The organism is Clostridium pasteurianum, assembly GCF_001705235.1.
GTDB lineage: Bacteria > Bacillota > Clostridia > Clostridiales > Clostridiaceae > Clostridium_S > Clostridium_S pasteurianum_A.
Map to the genome: position 1 here is coordinate 2776035 of NZ_MCGV01000001.1, position 17529 is coordinate 2793563.

Genomic DNA, 17529 nt, shown 5'->3' on the forward strand with positions numbered 1-17529 from the left:
CTTTAATTATAAATGTTTTGGTTTAAATGATTTTGTGAGGAATGCATCTAAATTTTAAATTGTAGATGGTTTTGATACCTTCTACAATTTTTTCAGTAAAAGAGGCTGTTACTTATCAATATTTTTAAGGAGTGTAGTAAAAGTGATTTTAGTTTTAGATGTTGGAAATACTAATATAGTATTAGGAATTTATGATGATAAAAATCTTATAGCTGAATGGAGACTGTCTACGGATGTCTTGAGATCTGCAGATGAGTATGGAATTCAAGTTATGAGTTTATTCAATCATGATAAACTTGATCCCCAAATGGTAGAAGGAGTAATTATTTCATCAGTTGTTCCTAATGCCATGTATTCTCTAGAGCATATGATAAGAAAATATTTTAAGATAAGTCCAGTAATTGTAGGACCTGGAATTAAAACTGGAATTAATATAAAATATGATAATCCAAGAGAAGTTGGAGCAGATAGAATAGTAAATGCAGTGGCAGCACATGAAATTTACAAGAGATCTCTTATTATAATAGATTTTGGTACAGCAACTACTTTTTGTGCAGTTAGGGAAAATGGAGATTATTTAGGAGGGGCTATATGTCCTGGAATAAAGGTATCTTCAGAAGCTCTTTTTGAAAAAGCAGCAAAGCTTCCTAGAGTCGAACTTATAAAGACTAAGCATTTAATCTGCAAAAATACTATATCAAGTATGCAGGCAGGCATTGTTTATGGATACATAGGTCAAGTAAAATATATTGTTGAGAAGATGAAATCAGAATTAGAAAGTATGGGAGAAAAAGAACCTCTTGTAATTGCAACTGGTGGACTTGCAAAACTTATAAGTGATGAGACAGAAAATGTAAATATCGTAAATCCGTTCTTAACATTGGAGGGACTTAGGATAATATACGAAAAGAACAGGGTTAAGGTGATCTAATGAAAATATGCGATTTTACGCTTAATGGGAATGTATTCTTGGCACCTATGGCAGGGGTTACAGATGTGGTATACAGAAAGATATGCAGAAACATGGGAGCAGATCTCGCTTATACAGAAATGGTAAGTGCGAAGGCTCTTTATTATGGCAGTGAAAATACCGAGGAACTTATGACCATATCGGATGAAGAAAAATATGCAGCTGTACAAATGTTTGGTAGTGAGCCTGACATAATGGCTAAGGCATGTGACATTTTTAATAAGGACGATAAAATTTGCATAATAGATATAAATATGGGATGTCCTGCACCTAAAATAGTTAAAAACGGTGATGGATCAGCTCTTATGAAAAGTCCTAAATTAGCGTACGATATAGTAAAAGCAGTTAAAAGCGCAACTTTTAAACCTGTAACTGTAAAATTTAGAAAAGGCTTTGATAAAGATAACATTAATGCGGTTGAATTTGCTAAAGTATTAGAGGAAGCAGGTGCTGATATAATAACTATTCATGGCAGAACAAGAGAGCAAATGTACGAAGGCAAGGCAGATTGGGATATAATAAAAGATGTAAAGAAAGCTGTAAATATACCTGTAGTTGGAAACGGAGATATATTTTCAGGCGAAGATGCAGTAAAGATGCTTAATTATACTAATTGTGATGGTGTAATGGTAGCCAGAGGAGCTATGGGAAATCCGTGGATATTTAGGGAAATCAAAGATGCTATAAATTCAAGGAAAATTGTAAAACCTACCCCTGAAGAAAAAATTAATATGTGTATATTTCAGTATAAAGAGGAAATAAAATATCATGGTGAAAAAAAAGCAGTACGTGAAATGAGGAAGAACATAGCATGGTATATAAAAGGCTTGAAAGACTGTACTGAAGTGAAATGTCTCGTAAATACTGAAAATAGCGGTGACAAGGTTATAAATATACTTGAAGAATATAAAAGAAATTTTGTATAAAATATGGTAATTAAAATTGCATAAGAGAATAAATATATATAAAACAATATATATTGACAACATAAAGATGCTGTTTTATAATTACTTCAATATATTATAATAATCGTCTTAGGGTGCAATTAATTTTTTTAAAAGGGGAGAATTTTAATGGATCAAGGGAAGAAGTATGTTATTACCTATGAAGGGGTAAGAAAATTAGAGGAAGAATTAGAATATTTAAAGACTACTAAAAGAAAGGAAATACGTGAAAAAATTAAGCTAGCGCTTTCTTTTGGTGATTTAAGTGAGAACTCTGAGTATGATGAAGCTAAGAATGATCAAGCATTCGTCGAGGGAAGAATAGTTCAAATAGAAAATATGCTTAAAAATGCCAACGTTATTGATGAGAGCGATCTTAAAAGTGGCATTGTAGGTGTTGGTTCAAAGGTTACGGTTAAAGATTATCAGTTTGATGAGGAAATTGAATTCTCAATAGTAGGATCTGCAGAGGCTGATCCTGTAGAAAATAAAATATCGAATGAATCACCAGTTGGCAGTACTCTTATTGGTAAAAAAGTAGGAGATGAAATAGAGGTAAATGTGCCTGATGGTGTTGATAAATATAAAATATTAGCTATTAAGTAGAGGTGGGATAACATAATGTCAAATGATGAAAAGCAATTGACAAAAGCAGAAATAAAGGCAAGAAAGCTTGAAGCAAAAGCTGCAGCTGCAATGAATGATCTTTTAAAGGAAAGAAGACAAAAACTTTCAGACCTTCAAGCAAAGGGGGAAGATCCTTTTGATGTATACAAGGTTGAAAGAACTCATACATCTAAACAAATTGATGAGAATTATGATGAACTTGAAGGGAAAGATGTAACTATAGCTGGAAGGCTTATGTCAAAAAGAGTTCATGGAAAAGCAGGATTTTCTGATGTATTTGATAGATATGGGAAAATACAATTATATCTTAAAATAGACGATGTAGGTGAAGTAAGATTAAAAGAGTTTAAAACTTTCGATATAGGTGATTTTGTCGTAGTAACAGGAAGAGTATTTAAGACTAAAACAGGAGAAATTACTATCCATGTAAAAGATTTTAAGCTTATTTCAAAATCTTTAAAACCTCTTCCAGAAAAGTTTCATGGACTTAAAGATCCTGATTTAAAGTATAGAGAGAGATATGTAGATTTAATAATAAACCAGGATGTAAGAGAAACATTTATGAAAAGAACAGCAATTATAAAGGCCGTAAGGGAGTTCCTTGATAACAAAGACTACTTAGAAGTTGAAACTCCAGTACTTGCAACTATAGCTAGTGGAGCATCAGCTAGACCATTTACGACTCATCATAATGCTCTTGATTTAGATATGTATCTTAGAATTGCAACTGAACTATATCTAAAAAGATTAATAGTAGGTGGCTTTGAAAAGGTATATGAAATAGGTAAGGATTTTAGAAATGAAGGAATAGATGTAAGACATAATCCTGAATTTACTATGATTGAATTATATGAAGCATATGCTGATTATAATGACATGATGGAAATTGTTGAAAACATGGTTGCTTATGCATGTAAGAAAGTAAATGGAACTACAAAGATAACTTATGAAGGAACAGAATTAGATTTAACACCACCATGGAGAAGAGTAACTATGGTAGATATAGTTAAAGAACATTCAGGTGTAGATTTTAATGATGTAAAGACTGATGATGAAGCAAGGGAAATTGCAAAGGAAAAGAAACTTGAATTAAAGAAAGAACTTAAAGATTGTACAAAGGGTGATATTCTAAATGCTATGTTTGAAGAGTATGGTGAAAAGAAACTTATACAACCTACTTTTGTTTGCGATTATCCAGTAGAAATTTCACCACTTACTAAGAAAAAGAGGGGAAATCCAGCATTCACTGAAAGATTTGAAGGCTTTGTATATGGTAGAGAATTATGCAATGCTTACTCTGAGCTAAATGATCCTATTGTTCAGAAGGACAGATTTGTGCAGCAGGCTAAGGAAAGAGAATTAGGTGATGATGAAGCTTACATGATGGATGATGACTTCATAAATGCTCTTGAAATAGGTATGCCGCCTACAGGTGGAATGGGAATGGGAATGGATAGATTAATAATGCTATTAACAGATTCACCATCTATAAGAGATGTAATATTATTCCCTACAATGAAACCAAGTAATAAAGTTAAGTAACAATACTTGATGGATATTAAATAAATTTTATTATATATGGGATTTGGGTTGTAGGCCCAAATCCTTTTGTATTATATTTTAACATTTATACTAAAATATAAGAGAACATGCATAAAAATTAAAAAAAGTATTGATTTTTTTAAATTACATGATATAATAATACATGTAGTCAATTACAAGACATATTCCGCGATAGCTCAACGGTGGAGCACTCGGCTGTTAACCGATAGGTTGAAGGTTCGAATCCTTTTCGCGGAGCCATTTTATTTTTTGAAAACTTAATAATTATAATACCATGACAAAGATAGAAATTGTCTTTTCTTTAAAGAGAAACTGTGGTTGGTGAGAACAGTTAAGAAAATTCGGTTACAGGAGTCTTTCGAGTATATTAGTAGAAAAGCAGGGCTATTGCCAATAAGGGTGGAACCGCGGAATTAATTTCGTCCCTTTGAGGTGATAGTCTTTTTTGTATTTATTAAGATTTTCTAGTTAAACAATTAACGTCTATACAATAGTACTTTAAAGTTAGTACTTTGATTTAAAAAGAATAGTGTATTTTGACCAAACAGTGTATTGAATTATGATTGAATTATGTATAAGCTAAATTTAATTATTAAGAGAATATATAAATTATATGAGGAGGTAAAAATAAATGAGTACTGAAAAAACTATGGATAAAATAGTGTCGCTTGCAAAAAACAGAGGATTTGTTTTCCCAGGTTCTGAAATATATGGTGGTCTTGCAAATGCCTGGGATTATGGTCCATTAGGAGTAGAATTAAAGAACAATATAAAAAAATTGTGGTGGAAAAAGTTTGTGCAAGATAATCCTTATAATGTTGGACTTGATTGTGCTATATTAATGAATAAAGAGGTTTGGGTAGCATCAGGACATCTTGGAGGTTTTTCAGATCCTCTTATGGATTGTAAAGAATGTAAATCAAGATTTAGAGCAGATAAGCTCGTTGAAGAATATTTAACAGAGCAGGGAGAAGAAGTAGCTAGTGCTGATGGTTGGTCAAATGAAAAATTAGAAGGTTTCATAAAAGAACATCATATTAAATGCCCTAAATGTGGAAAAGAGAATTTTACTTCAATTAGACAATTTAATCTTATGTATAAAACTTTTCAGGGTGTAACTGAAGATGCTTCATCTGAACTTTATTTAAGACCGGAAACAGCTCAAGGTATATTTGTAAACTTTAAAAACGTTCAGAGATCTTCAAGAAAAAAGGTTCCTTTTGGAATAGGACAGATAGGAAAAGCATTTAGAAATGAAATAACTCCTGGAAACTTTATTTTTAGAATAAGAGAATTTGAACAAATGGAAATGGAATTCTTCTGTAAACCAGGAACTGATTTAGATTGGTTTAAATATTGGAAAGATTACTGCTGGAAGTTCCTTATGGATTTAGGCGTTAATAAGGAAAATTTGAGATTTAGAGATCATTCTCCAGAAGAACTTGTATTCTATAGTAAAGCAACTTCAGATATTGAATACCGTTTCCCATTTGGTTGGGGAGAGCTTTGGGGCGTAGCTGATAGAACAGATTATGACCTTAAGAAACATATGGAGCATTCAGGAGAAGATATGAACTATTTAGATCCTGTAAGTCATGAAAAATATATACCATATGTAATAGAACCTTCTTTAGGTGCGGATAGAGTCACACTTGCATTTTTAGTTGATGCTTATGATGAAGAAGAACTTGAAAATGGTGATAAGAGAGTTGTAATGCACTTTAATCCACAAATTGCGCCTGTTAAAGCTGCTGTACTTCCTTTGAGCAAAAAATTATCAGATAAAGCTATGGAAGTTTATTCTACTATAAGTTCAAAATTCAATGTAGAATATGATGAGACAGGAAGTATAGGTAAGAGATATAGAAGAGAAGATGAAATAGGTACACCTTTCTGTATAACTGTTGATTTTGATACTTTAAATGATGAAGCTGTTACAGTTAGGGATAGAGATACTATGACACAGGTAAGAATAAAAATAAGTGAATTAGAAAAATATTTGGAAGACAAAATAAGATAACTTAAAGAATGTCCTTCAGTGAGAATTATAAGATTTTCATTGAAGGATAATTTTTATTTGAGCAATTTTATGAGAAACGTATCTAATTATAGGAAATTGTAAAAAAGAATAGAAAAAAGCCGGATACTAAAATCCGGCTAAATAGGGTTTAATCATGGGGATATGTTATATGTTCAATTAAAACTTGGGGAATTATATTAATGTTTTCCTTACGGCACGTCTACATTATAGCACAATACTTTAATATTTTTCAATACTTTACAAAAAAAATTATTAAATATATATAATTGAAAGAAAATTGACGTTTACAAATGGAAATTAGCAAAAAGTAAACGTTTGTTTATTAAGAAAAATTATATAATAATTAATGTTTTTTATAAAGAAAAAAATTTATTTGTTGAAGCTCTATAAAGTGATATAATTAAATCTGAAATAGGAGGATTGAATGCTATGAAAAGAAATTTTGATGAGTTTAAAAATTTTATAAAGAATAAGAAAACAGCAGTTGTTGGGATGGGTATAAGCAATAGACCTCTTATACATTTCTTAATTAAATTAGGAGCCAATGTAACTGCCTTTGATAAAAAGACTGAGAAAGAATTGGGAAATGAAGTTATAGATGAATTTGCGGGGGAAGGTGTGAATTTTAAACTTGGAGAGAATTATTTATCTTTCTTAAAAGGTTTTGATGTTATATTTAAAACTCCTTCTATGAGAATAGATAGTGAGGCATTAGTTAATGCTAAGGCAGAGGGTGCATATATAACATCAGAGATGGAAGAATTCATAAAGTATTGCCCAGCAAAGATTTTTGGAGTAACGGGTAGCGATGGTAAAACAACAACAACAACTTTAATATATAATATGTTAAAAGAACAAGGATATAAAACTTGGGTTGGAGGGAATATAGGTGCTCCTCTATTTTCAAAGATAGAGCAAATTTCTTCTGAAAATAAGGTTGTGCTTGAACTTTCTAGTTTTCAACTTATGACAATAGATGTTTCACCTGAAGTATCAGTCGTTACTAATTTGAGCCCAAATCATTTAGACATACATAAAGATATGAATGAATATATAAATGCCAAGAAAAACATATTTATTCATCAGAGAAAGGAAAATACCTTAGTTATAAATAGAGATAATGAAATAACAAATAAGATGGAAAATGAAGCAAAAGGTAAGGTACTTAAATTCAGCAGGCAAGATAAAATTGCAGAAGGCGCATTTTATAATAAAGAAGATGAAACTTTATATTTAATGGGTGAGAAAGTTTGCATGAAAGATGAAATAAGGTTAAAGGGAATGGACAACGTAGAAAACTTTCTTGCTGCATTTTGTGCTGTAAAAAATGATGTATCAAAGGAAAATATGAAGAAAGTAGCTGAGGAATTTTCTGGAGTTGAGCACAGACGTGAATTTGTTAGGGAACTAGAAGGAGTAAAATATTATAATGATTCAATAGCTTCAAGCCCAACAAGAACACTTTCAGGCTTAAACGCATATGGTAAACCTGTCATACTTATAGCTGGTGGCTATGATAAGCATATACCTTTTGAACCGCTTGCAGAGAAGGGCTATGACAAAATAAAAGTTTTGATTTTGATGGGAAATACAAAATATAAAATAAAAGAAGCTTTTGATAAAGTACTTAAAGAGAAAAAAGTTAAATTACCTATGGTAATGGTTGATACAATGGAGGATGCAGTACAAGAAGCTAAAAAAGCGGCTGTAAGTGGAGATATTGTTACACTTTCACCTGCATGTGCAAGTTTTGATAAGTTTCCTAACTTTGAAGTCAGAGGAAACAAATTTAAAGACATAGTAAAAAAATTAAAGTAAAAATGATAATTGTAGTAAAATATTATAAAAAGATTATTGACAAACATATTTAAATCTTTTATAATATTTTACTGTAAGTATTTGATGAGTTGAGTTAGTGGAAGTTAAATTGTAATGATTTATTTTAACTAATAATGGATCTTTAGCTCAGTTGGTTAGAGCAACCGGCTCATAACCGGTCGGTCTGGGGTTCGAGTCCCTGAAGGTCCACCATATGGGGGATTAGCTCAGCTGGGAGAGCACCTGCCTTGCACGCAGGGGGTCAAGAGTTCGAATCTCTTATTCTCCACCAAAAATAACAGCTATTTATAGCTGTTATTTTTTTTATTCATTTATAGATTTATAAAGTTTAAGATTGCTAATGTGAAATCTATATATGTAGAAATTAATACTCATTTATATAATGTAAGAAAAGAATAATGATAAATTCCTATAAAATGATTTTGATTACGAAAAGTCCTTAACTATTTTCTTCTTTTATTTTTATATAATATATAGTACATTGATATATATATTTGAACATATATACTCTACTTTTATATATTTGCTTAAGGAGCATAGTGAAAAAATCAAAAAACACTGCATAAACTAATCCAAGAGTATCAATATGTGAAAAACTGAGAATAATGAAAAAAAAGTGCGCAATATAAGTATATTTATTGTAATTAGGTGAAATAATATAAGTATAGAATCCAATATGTGATATGATATTACCTGTCGTCACAATGAACGACAAAATTTAATTCCAAAAACGAAAAAAAGTAGTTGACAGAATTAAATGAAGATGATATTATATAAAAGCTGTCTCGTGCAGCAAGGAATTGAACTTTGAAAATTAAACAGAGAATTATAAACCAGCAATTCTTTTGAATAGAATTTATTCTATTTAATATATAAGCGATGAGCTTAAGTCAAACTTTTAAATTGAGAGTTTGATCCTGGCTCAGGACGAACGCTGGCGGCGTGCTTAACACATGCAAGTCGAGCGGGGAACTTCGGTTCCCAGCGGCGGACGGGTGAGTAACACGTGGGTAACCTGCCTTACAGTGGGGAATAGCCTTCCGAAAGGAAGATTAATACCGCATAATACTCAGAGATCACATGATCTTTGAGCCAAAGGATTTATTCGCTGTAAGATGGACCCGCGGCGCATTAGCTTGTTGGTGAGGTAACGGCTCACCAAGGCTGCGATGCGTAGCCGACCTGAGAGGGTGATCGGCCACATTGGAACTGAGACACGGTCCAGACTCCTACGGGAGGCAGCAGTGGGGAATATTGCACAATGGAGGAAACTCTGATGCAGCAACGCCGCGTGAGTGATGAAGGTCTTCGGATCGTAAAACTCTGTCTTATGGGACGATAATGACGGTACCATAGGAGGAAGCCACGGCTAACTACGTGCCAGCAGCCGCGGTAATACGTAGGTGGCAAGCGTTGTCCGGATTTACTGGGCGTAAAGGATGTGTAGGCGGATATTTAAGTGAGATGTGAAATCCCCGGGCTTAACTTGGGGGCTGCATTTCAAACTGGATGTCTAGAGTGCAGGAGAGGAAAGCAGAATTCCTAGTGTAGCGGTGAAATGCGTAGAGATTAGGAAGAATACCGGTGGCGAAGGCGGCTTTCTGGACTGTAACTGACGCTGAGGCATGAAAGCGTGGGGAGCAAACAGGATTAGATACCCTGGTAGTCCACGCCGTAAACGATGAATACTAGGTGTAGGAGGTATCGACTCCTTCTGTGCCGCAGTTAACACAATAAGTATTCCGCCTGGGAAGTACGGTCGCAAGATTAAAACTCAAAGGAATTGACGGGGACCCGCACAAGCAGCGGAGCATGTGGTTTAATTCGAAGCAACGCGAAGAACCTTACCTAGACTTGACATCTCCTGAATTACTCGTAACTGAGGAAATCCCTTCGGGGACAGGAAGACAGGTGGTGCATGGTTGTCGTCAGCTCGTGTCGTGAGATGTTGGGTTAAGTCCCGCAACGAGCGCAACCCTTATCATTAGTTGCTAACATTCAGTTGAGCACTCTAGTGAGACTGCCTGGGTTAACCAGGAGGAAGGTGGGGATGACGTCAAATCATCATGCCCCTTATGTCTAGGGCCACACACGTGCTACAATGGTGGGGACAGAAAGATGCGAAACCGCAAGGTTGAGCCAAACTCAAAACCCCATCCCAGTTCGGATTGTAGGCTGAAACTCGCCTACATGAAGCCGGAGTTGCTAGTAATCGCGAATCAGAATGTCGCGGTGAATACGTTCCCGGGTCTTGTACACACCGCCCGTCACACCATGAGAGTCGGCAACACCCGAAGCCCGTGAGGTAACCTTTTGGAACCAGCGGTCGAAGGTGGGGTTGATAATTGGGGTGAAGTCGTAACAAGGTAGCCGTAGGAGAACCTGCGGCTGGATCACCTCCTTTCTAAGGAGTCGACGTGGAAATGTAATTTCCACGAAGGTTTTTAATTCTCTGTTTAATTTTGAGAGCTTAATTCTCTCTAATGTACTTTGAAAATTGCATAGTAATGAATAAGAGTAATACTCTAAAGCAAGGCAAAGTTAATTCTTTGTTGTTTGAATTTAAATATATTTACTTAAGGTCAAGCTACAAAGGGCGCATGGTGAATGCCTTGGCACTAGGAGCCGAAGAAGGACGTGATAAGCTGCGATAAGCTTTGGGTAGGCGCAAATAGCCTGTGAACCAAAGATTTCCGAATGGGGAAACCCCCATGGATTGTATCCATGGACTGTATACTGAATTCATAGGTATATAGAGGTAAACCCGGGGAACTGAAACATCTAAGTACCCGGAGGAAGAGAAAGAAAAATCGATTTCCTTAGTAGCGGCGAGCGAAAGGGAAAGAGCCCAAACCGGAAACTTGTTTCCGGGGTTGCGGGCAGATCATTAAAGCTTTATATCTTAACCGAAGATTTCTGGAAAGTTAAACCGTAGAAGGTAAAAGTCCTGTAGGTAAAAAGAGAAAAAAGCCCGATCTGTTCCAGAGTACCACGAGACACGTGAAACCTTGTGGGAAGCTGGGAGGACCACCTCCCAAGGCTAAATACTACCTAGTGACCGATAGTGAAGCAGTACCGTGAGGGAAAGGTGAAAAGAACCCCGGAAGGGGAGTGAAATAGAACCTGAAACCGTGTGTCCACAACCGATCAGAACACATTAACGTGTGATGATGTGCTTTTTGTAGAACGAGCCAGCGAGTTACGGTATGCAGCAAGGTTAAGCACTTAAGGTGCGCAGCCGAAGGGAAACCAAGTCTTAATAGGGCGCATAGTTGCATGCTGTAGACCCGAAACCGGGTGACCTATCCATGGTCAGGGTGAAGCGGAAGTAAAATTCCGTGGAGGTCCGAACCACAATGGTGTTGAAAAACCATGGGATGAACTGTGGATAGGGGAGAAATTCCAATCGAACTCGGATATAGCTGGTTCTCCTCGAAATAGCTTTAGGGCTAGCGCTGTGAATGAGTACCGGAGGTAGAGCACTGAATGAGGTAGGGGCTGACAACAGTTACTGAACTTTATCAAACTCCGAATGCTGGATACTTGAATCACAGTAGTCAGACTGCGAGTGATAAGATCCGTAGTCAAAAGGGAAACAGCCCAGATCACCAGCTAAGGTCCCAAAGTATAGATTAAGTGGTAAAGGATGTGGGATTTCTAAGACAACTAGGATGTTGGCTCAGAAGCAGCCATACATTAAAAGAGTGCGTAATAGCTCACTAGTCAAGAGATCCTGCGCCGAAAATGTCCGGGGCTAAAATCTAACACCGAAGCTGTGGACTTGTACTATGTACAAGTGGTAGAGGAGCATCCTGCATGGGTTGAAGTCGTACCGTAAGGAGCGGTGGACTGTGCAGGAGAGAGTATGCTGGCATAAGTAGCGAGAACTAAGTGAGAATCTTAGTGGTCGAAAACCTAAGGTTTCCTGGGGAAGGTTCGTCCGCCCAGGGTAAGTCGGGACCTAAGCCGAGGCCGAATGGCGTAGGTGATGGACAATCGGTTGATATTCCGATACCGCAAAACAACGTTATGAGAAATGGGATGACGCAGAAGGATAGGATATGCGTATGTTATTGGAAGTGCGCTTAAGCATTGAGGATGGAAAGCAGGAAAATCCGCTTTTCGTAAGTCTGGGATGTAATGATGAGGTAGTTTACTACCGAAATATCTGATTTCATGCTGCCAAGAAAAGTCTCTATCCAGGAGTTTTGTGCCCGTACCGCAAACCGACACAGGTAGGTGAGGAGAGAATCCTAAGACCATCGGAAGAATTGCTGTTAAGGAACTCGGCAAATTGACCCCGTAACTTCGGGAGAAGGGGTGCCTGCGAGAGCAGGTCGCAGAGAATAGGCCCAAGCAACTGTTTATCAAAAACACAGGTTTCTGCTAAAGCGAAAGCTGAAGTATAGGAGCTGACGCCTGCCCGGTGCTGGAAGGTTAAGGGGAATGCTTAGCGCAAGCGAAGGCATGAACTTAAGCCCCAGTAAACGGCGGCCGTAACTATAACGGTCCTAAGGTAGCGAAATTCCTTGTCGGGTAAGTTCCGACCCGCACGAATGGCGTAATGATTTGGGCACTGTCTCAACAGCAAATCCGGCGAAATTGTAGTGCAAGTGAAGATGCTTGCTACCCGCGATTGGACGGAAAGACCCCGTAGAGCTTTACTGTAGCTTAGCATTGAATTTCGGTATTGTCTGTACAGAATAGGTGGGAGACTTGGAAGCAGTTCCGTCAGGGATTGTGGAGTCACCTTTGGGATACCACCCTGACAGTACTGAGGTTCTAACCGGAGGCCATGAAACTGGTCACGGGACATAGCTAGGTGGGCAGTTTGACTGGGGCGGTCGCCTCCTAAAATGTAACGGAGGCGCCCAAAGGTTCCCTCAGCGCGGTTGGAAACCGCGCGTAGAGTGCAAAGGCAGAAGGGAGCCTGACTGCGACACAAACAAGTGGAGCAGAGACGAAAGTCGGGCTTAGTGATCCGGTGACTCCTCGTGGGAGGGTCATCGCTCAACGGATAAAAGCTACCTCGGGGATAACAGGCTGATCTCCCCCAAGAGTCCACATCGACGGGGAGGTTTGGCACCTCGATGTCGGCTCGTCGCATCCTGGGGCTGAAGTAGGTCCCAAGGGTTGGGCTGTTCGCCCATTAAAGCGGCACGCGAGCTGGGTTCAGAACGTCGTGAGACAGTTCGGTCCCTATCCGTCGCGGGCGAAGGAAATTTGAGAGGAGCTGTCCTTAGTACGAGAGGACCGGGATGGACTGACCTCTGGTGTACCAGTTGTCTTACCAAAGGCACGGCTGGGTAGCTATGTCGGGACGGGATAAACGCTGAAGGCATCTAAGCGTGAAGCCCACCTCAAGATAAGATTTCCCATAACATAAGTTAGTAAGACCCCTGAAAGAACAACAGGTTGATAGGTCAGAGGTGTAAGAGTGGTAACATTTTAAGCTGACTGATACTAATAGGTCGAGGGCTTGACCAATAAAGAGTAAATATATAAGTTACTATGCAATTTTGAAAGTATATACAAGTTTCTTTACGAAACTTAACTTGTACTTGTTCCAAAATACTAGCTTCAAAGTATTATGGTACATGTGGAAGTTAGTAGTTGAGTAGAAAGCTTGACTTTCAAAAACAAAATGTAAATCCGGTGATCATAGCTTGGTTGCAACACCCGTTCCCATACCGAACACGAAGGTTAAGAACCAAAGCGCCGATGGTACTGCAGGGGTTGCCCTGTGGGAGAGTAGGTCATTGCCGGGTAGAATGTATTCCGCGATAGCTCAACGGTGGAGCACTCGGCTGTTAACCGATAGGTTGAAGGTTCGAATCCTTTTCGCGGAGCCATTTTATTTTTTGATGAAATATGATAGAATAAGTAATGAATGATTAAATTATTAAAAACCAGTCAAAGTGTTTTTATAATATAATTGTTCATTTTTTATTTTTTGTTCAATTTATTAATTAATGAATATTAAATCTATAATTGCAAAAAATATTATAAACAATATAGGATTTCTAGTTAAGCAATTAACATATACATATAACATAGCTTTGAAATATGTGTATTAAGTTTGACTATAGAAGGGAGCAAAGATATGACTGAGTATCAGCTTAATATAAAGAATAAAATAAATTTAAGTGATTATAGTAATATTCATGATTATATGGAATTTATAAATAAGGATGATAAATTTACAATAGTTATGCAAAACGGTGATAAGAAAAATGTAGATATAATATGTAATATGCTTGAAAATAATAGATTTGAAATAACTCAAAAGCATGTAGATAAAGGTGGTAGATGTAATATTAAAGCACTAAAAACAAACAAATAATTAAATTTATATGATATAATAATTATGTTATTAATTAAGGTTGGGAGGATAAAAGATGGACAAAAAGTATGTTGTAGGAGTAGATCTTGGTGGTACTAAAATCAGTTGTGCTATATCAGATCTTGATGGTAAAATTATAAATCAATATACATTGCCAACTCTTTCACAAGAGGGTGAAGCGGCTGTACTTACTAGAATAATTGAATCAATAAGTAAAGTTATTGGGGATTCAAAAGTTAATAAGGATGAAATAAAGGCAATAGGGATAGGATCACCAGGACCTTTAGATTCTAAAAAAGGGATGATAATTTCAACACCTAATCTACCATTTAAAAATTTTAAGTTGGTTGAGCCTATTAAGAATAAGTTTGGTATTGAGACATATCTTGATAACGATGCCAATGTCGCTGCTATAGGAGAATTTATGTTTGGAGCAGGTAAAGGTACTGAAAATATGGTCTTTGTCACTGTAAGTACTGGAGTTGGTGGTGGAGCCATAATAAATGGAAAGATATACAGAGGAAATACTAACAATGCATTGGAAATAGGACATACAACATTGGTAGAAGATGGTCCAAGATGTAATTGCGGAAATTACGGTTGCACAGAGGCTCTTGCTTCAGGAACAGCTATAGCTAAAAGAGCTAAAGAGGCACTTGAGACAGGTGCGGAAACTTCTCTTAGAAATTATGAGAATGTTACATCATATGAAGTTTTTCAAGAGGCTAAGAAAGGCGATAAGGTTGCTTCAGATATATTAGACAAATGTTTAAATTATCTTGGAATATGTGTAGCCAATATTGTTGCAACTCTTGATCCTGAAATGGTAGTAATAGGTGGAGGAGTTTCAAAAGGTGGCAATATAGTATTTGAAAAAGTAAGAGAAGTTGTTAATACAAGATGTTTTGACTCTATGGCAGCTTCATGTAAGATTGTTCCTGCAGGACTTGGAACAGATGCTGGAGTAATTGGAGCAGTAGCACTTGCAATCCTTGAAAGTAAATAACATATTTTTTATTTATTAATTTTTACTTTGGGAACCATATACATAGAAGAAACATTTTTAATAGTTTAAATGTTTCTTCTATATTTTTTTAGTAATAATATTGCAAAGGTTGAAATTATGTTATATAATAAAGTCAAAGAAAGTCAAAGTAAAGGAGAGCTTACAATGAGATTATCTGATATCATAGAGGAATTTTTAAAAGAGATGATTGCTGAAAATAGTGAAAACGAGCTTGAAATACAGAGAAATGAATTAGCTAATCATTTTAGTTGTGCTCCCTCTCAGATAAATTATGTTTTAACCACACGATTTACAACAGATAAAGGATACTATATAGAAAGTAGACGTGGCGGAGGTGGATGCATAAAAATTAGAAGGGTTCAATATAACGAAAAGAAACCATTTGTAAGTTCTATTGTTGATAGAATAGGTGATAGTATAACTTATGATTCTGGTTGCAAAATAGTTGATGCTCTTTTGGATATGGATGTTTTAACTGATAGGGAAGGAAATATAATAAAGGCATGTATAAACGATAGGACTTTATTAGATACTGGCGATAAACGAAATGAAGTGAGAGCTGAAATATTAAAATCTGCGCTTATTATCTTGTTTGTATAATATATTAAAAGGTTGGTGAAAATTATGGTATGTGAAATTTGTCATAAAAATGAGGCTAATGTTCATATAACACAAATAATAAATGGAGATAAAAAAGAATTAAATGTATGTGAGGAATGTGCTAAAAATATTCAGGGTGTAAATATTTCTTCGGATATTGACTTTATTTCACCTTTTTCTTTTCAGAACATTTTGAGTGGCATAATGGATTATATAGGTGGAAACGCACAAATTGACAAAAATCAAGAAATAGTATGTAAGAATTGCGGAACTACTTATAGTGAATTTAAGGAAAAAGGTTTATTTGGATGCAGCGAATGCTATAAATATTTCAATTCAATGTTATCTCCAATTATAAATAGGGTTCAAGGCAATGTTGAACATAATGGTAAAATACCTAAAAAATCAGGTAAGGAAATAATAAATAAAAATAATATAGCTAGACTTAAATCTGAATTGCAGAAGGCTGTATTTCAAGAAGAATATGAAAAGGCAGCAGAACTTAGAGATAAAATAAAGGAACTTCAGGGTAAAGACGGAGGTGAAAATTGAAATGGAGAATTGGCTTAATAACACAAACAATAATAATCAAATGGTAATTACAACAAGGATTCGTCTTGCAAGAAATATAAAAGGTATACCATTTCCCGATAAATTATCTGATGATGAAGGAAGAAATGTGGTAGAGAAGGTTAATAGTGCTTTTAATAAATCAGAAAATCAGAATTTTAAATGTATAGATTTATGGGAAAACGACAATAATTGTAATGCAGAGTTTCTTGAGAAACACCTTATAAGCAAAAAACTTATAGATAATTCTAGAAAATCTGCATTCATACTAAATAACGATGAAACTGTAAGTATAATGATAAATGAAGAAGATCATTTGAGACTTCAGGCTATAACTGCAGGACTTAATTTGAAAGAAGCATATAATTGCATAGATAAAATAGATGATGAATTAGAGGAAAATATAGATTATGCGTTTGATGAAAAACTTGGATATTTAACTGCTTGCCCAACTAATTTAGGAACTGGAATGAGAGCTTCTGTAATGATTCATCTTCCAGCGCTATCCATGAACAATGAAATGGGTAGAGTACTAAATGCTTTATCTCAGATAGGAATTACTATAAGAGGCCTATGGGGTGAAGGTTCTAAAGCTATTGGAGGATTGTATCAAATATCAAACCAGGTAACTTTAGGAATGAGCGAAATGGATATTATATCAAATCTGAAAACTGTTGTTGAACAGATAATGAATCAAGAAAATTTATCAAGAGAACGTATAATGAAGAAGTACAAATATGAATTGGAAGATAAAATGTATAGATCGCTCGGTATACTGAAAAATTCGGTGATTTTAGATATTAACGAATGTTTAAATCTTATTTCTAATGTAAGAATAGGAGTTGAGATGGGAATTATAAAGAATATAGATATTAATAAACTAAATAATCTATTAGTGAATGTTCAAAAAGCAACATTGCAAGAAATTTATAACAAAAAATTATCCAAAAGTGAGGAGAACATAAAGAGAGCACTTTATGTTAGAGAAAATTTAAGGTAGGTGAA

Annotated in this window: 11 protein-coding genes, 4 tRNA genes and 3 rRNA genes; all 18 read left to right on the plus strand. The window is 35.6% G+C overall.

All coding sequences use genetic code 11. The features are described 5' to 3' along the window. Positions 1–142 precede the first annotated feature (142 nt). The 18 genes from BEE63_RS12375 (at position 143) to BEE63_RS12460 (ending at position 17524) form a co-directional block, all read left to right on the plus strand. Entirely contained in the window at positions 143–931 is a 789-nt protein-coding gene (locus BEE63_RS12375; RefSeq protein ID WP_066021682.1) for a type III pantothenate kinase, read from the plus strand. Beyond that, the gene (gene dusB, locus BEE63_RS12380; protein WP_066021683.1) at positions 931–1896 is read left to right on the plus strand and encodes a tRNA dihydrouridine synthase DusB; all 966 of its coding nucleotides are present in this window, start codon (positions 931–933) and stop codon (positions 1894–1896) included. Before BEE63_RS12375 ends, dusB begins: the two co-directional genes overlap by 1 nt. 147 nt (positions 1897–2043) lie before the next feature. Beyond that, the gene (gene greA / locus BEE63_RS12385; protein WP_066021684.1) at positions 2044–2520 is read left to right on the plus strand and encodes a transcription elongation factor GreA; all 477 of its coding nucleotides are present in this window, start codon (positions 2044–2046) and stop codon (positions 2518–2520) included. Between the two features lie 15 nt (positions 2521–2535). After that, positions 2536–4083: a lysine--tRNA ligase gene (gene lysS, locus BEE63_RS12390; protein WP_066021685.1), complete on the plus strand. Its 1548-nt coding sequence runs from the start codon at positions 2536–2538 to the stop codon at positions 4081–4083. Positions 4084–4269: 186 nt separating this feature from the next. Then, positions 4270–4344, plus strand: a tRNA-Asn gene (locus BEE63_RS12395). Between the two features lie 391 nt (positions 4345–4735). Further along, entirely contained in the window at positions 4736–6124 is a 1389-nt protein-coding gene (locus BEE63_RS12400; RefSeq protein WP_066021686.1) for a glycine--tRNA ligase, read from the plus strand. 450 nt (positions 6125–6574) lie between these two features. Beyond that, on the plus strand, positions 6575–7963 hold the full coding sequence (gene murD / locus BEE63_RS12405) for a UDP-N-acetylmuramoyl-L-alanine--D-glutamate ligase (RefSeq protein ID WP_066021687.1): 1389 nt from the start codon (positions 6575–6577) through the stop codon (positions 7961–7963). 136 nt (positions 7964–8099) lie between these two features. Further along, a tRNA-Ile gene (locus BEE63_RS12410) sits at positions 8100–8176 on the plus strand. A gap of 3 nt (positions 8177–8179) precedes the next feature. Then, a tRNA-Ala gene (locus BEE63_RS12415) sits at positions 8180–8255 on the plus strand. Between the two features lie 628 nt (positions 8256–8883). Next, positions 8884–10388: ribosomal RNA gene (locus BEE63_RS12420) — 16S ribosomal RNA — on the plus strand. A 176-nt stretch (positions 10389–10564) separates the two neighbouring features. Further along, a 23S ribosomal RNA gene (locus BEE63_RS12425) occupies positions 10565–13471 on the plus strand. Between the two features lie 164 nt (positions 13472–13635). Then, positions 13636–13752, plus strand: a 5S ribosomal RNA gene (gene rrf, locus BEE63_RS12430). The 16S, 23S and 5S rRNA genes sit together here with 1 tRNA gene alongside, the layout of an rRNA operon. Positions 13753–13761: 9 nt before the next feature. Further along, positions 13762–13836 (plus strand) — tRNA-Asn (locus BEE63_RS12435). A 251-nt stretch (positions 13837–14087) separates the two neighbouring features. Next, positions 14088–14327, plus strand: a complete 240-nt coding sequence (locus tag BEE63_RS12440; RefSeq protein WP_066021688.1) for a hypothetical protein — start codon at positions 14088–14090, stop codon at positions 14325–14327. A 55-nt stretch (positions 14328–14382) separates the two neighbouring features. Continuing rightward, positions 14383–15333, plus strand: a complete 951-nt coding sequence (locus tag BEE63_RS12445; RefSeq protein ID WP_066021689.1) for an ROK family protein — start codon at positions 14383–14385, stop codon at positions 15331–15333. Between the two features lie 165 nt (positions 15334–15498). After that, the gene (locus BEE63_RS12450) at positions 15499–15954 is read left to right on the plus strand and encodes a CtsR family transcriptional regulator (RefSeq protein WP_066021690.1); all 456 of its coding nucleotides are present in this window, start codon (positions 15499–15501) and stop codon (positions 15952–15954) included. Positions 15955–15978: 24 nt separating this feature from the next. Next, on the plus strand, positions 15979–16506 hold the full coding sequence (locus tag BEE63_RS12455; protein WP_066021691.1) for a UvrB/UvrC motif-containing protein: 528 nt from the start codon (positions 15979–15981) through the stop codon (positions 16504–16506). 1 nt (position 16507) lies between these two features. Continuing rightward, a complete protein-coding gene (locus BEE63_RS12460; RefSeq protein WP_066021692.1) occupies positions 16508–17524 on the plus strand; it encodes a protein arginine kinase in 1017 nt (338 codons plus the stop codon). Positions 17525–17529: the final 5 nt, after the last annotated feature.

Bases quoted from the DNA above. Each gene is read 5' to 3' on its own strand.
- dusB (WP_066021683.1), top strand. From the start codon at position 931: ATGAAAATATGCGATTTTACGCTTAATGGGAATGTATTCTTGGCACCT.
- greA (WP_066021684.1), top strand. From the start codon at position 2,044: ATGGATCAAGGGAAGAAGTATGTTATTACCTATGAAGGGGTAAGAAAA.
- lysS (WP_066021685.1), top strand. From the start codon at position 2,536: ATGTCAAATGATGAAAAGCAATTGACAAAAGCAGAAATAAAGGCAAGA.
- BEE63_RS12400 (WP_066021686.1), top strand. From the start codon at position 4,736: ATGAGTACTGAAAAAACTATGGATAAAATAGTGTCGCTTGCAAAAAAC.
- murD (WP_066021687.1), top strand. From the start codon at position 6,575: ATGAAAAGAAATTTTGATGAGTTTAAAAATTTTATAAAGAATAAGAAA.
- BEE63_RS12440 (WP_066021688.1), top strand. From the start codon at position 14,088: ATGACTGAGTATCAGCTTAATATAAAGAATAAAATAAATTTAAGTGAT.
- BEE63_RS12445 (WP_066021689.1), top strand. From the start codon at position 14,383: ATGGACAAAAAGTATGTTGTAGGAGTAGATCTTGGTGGTACTAAAATC.
- BEE63_RS12450 (WP_066021690.1), top strand. From the start codon at position 15,499: ATGAGATTATCTGATATCATAGAGGAATTTTTAAAAGAGATGATTGCT.
- BEE63_RS12455 (WP_066021691.1), top strand. From the start codon at position 15,979: ATGGTATGTGAAATTTGTCATAAAAATGAGGCTAATGTTCATATAACA.
- BEE63_RS12460 (WP_066021692.1), top strand. From the start codon at position 16,508: ATGGAGAATTGGCTTAATAACACAAACAATAATAATCAAATGGTAATT.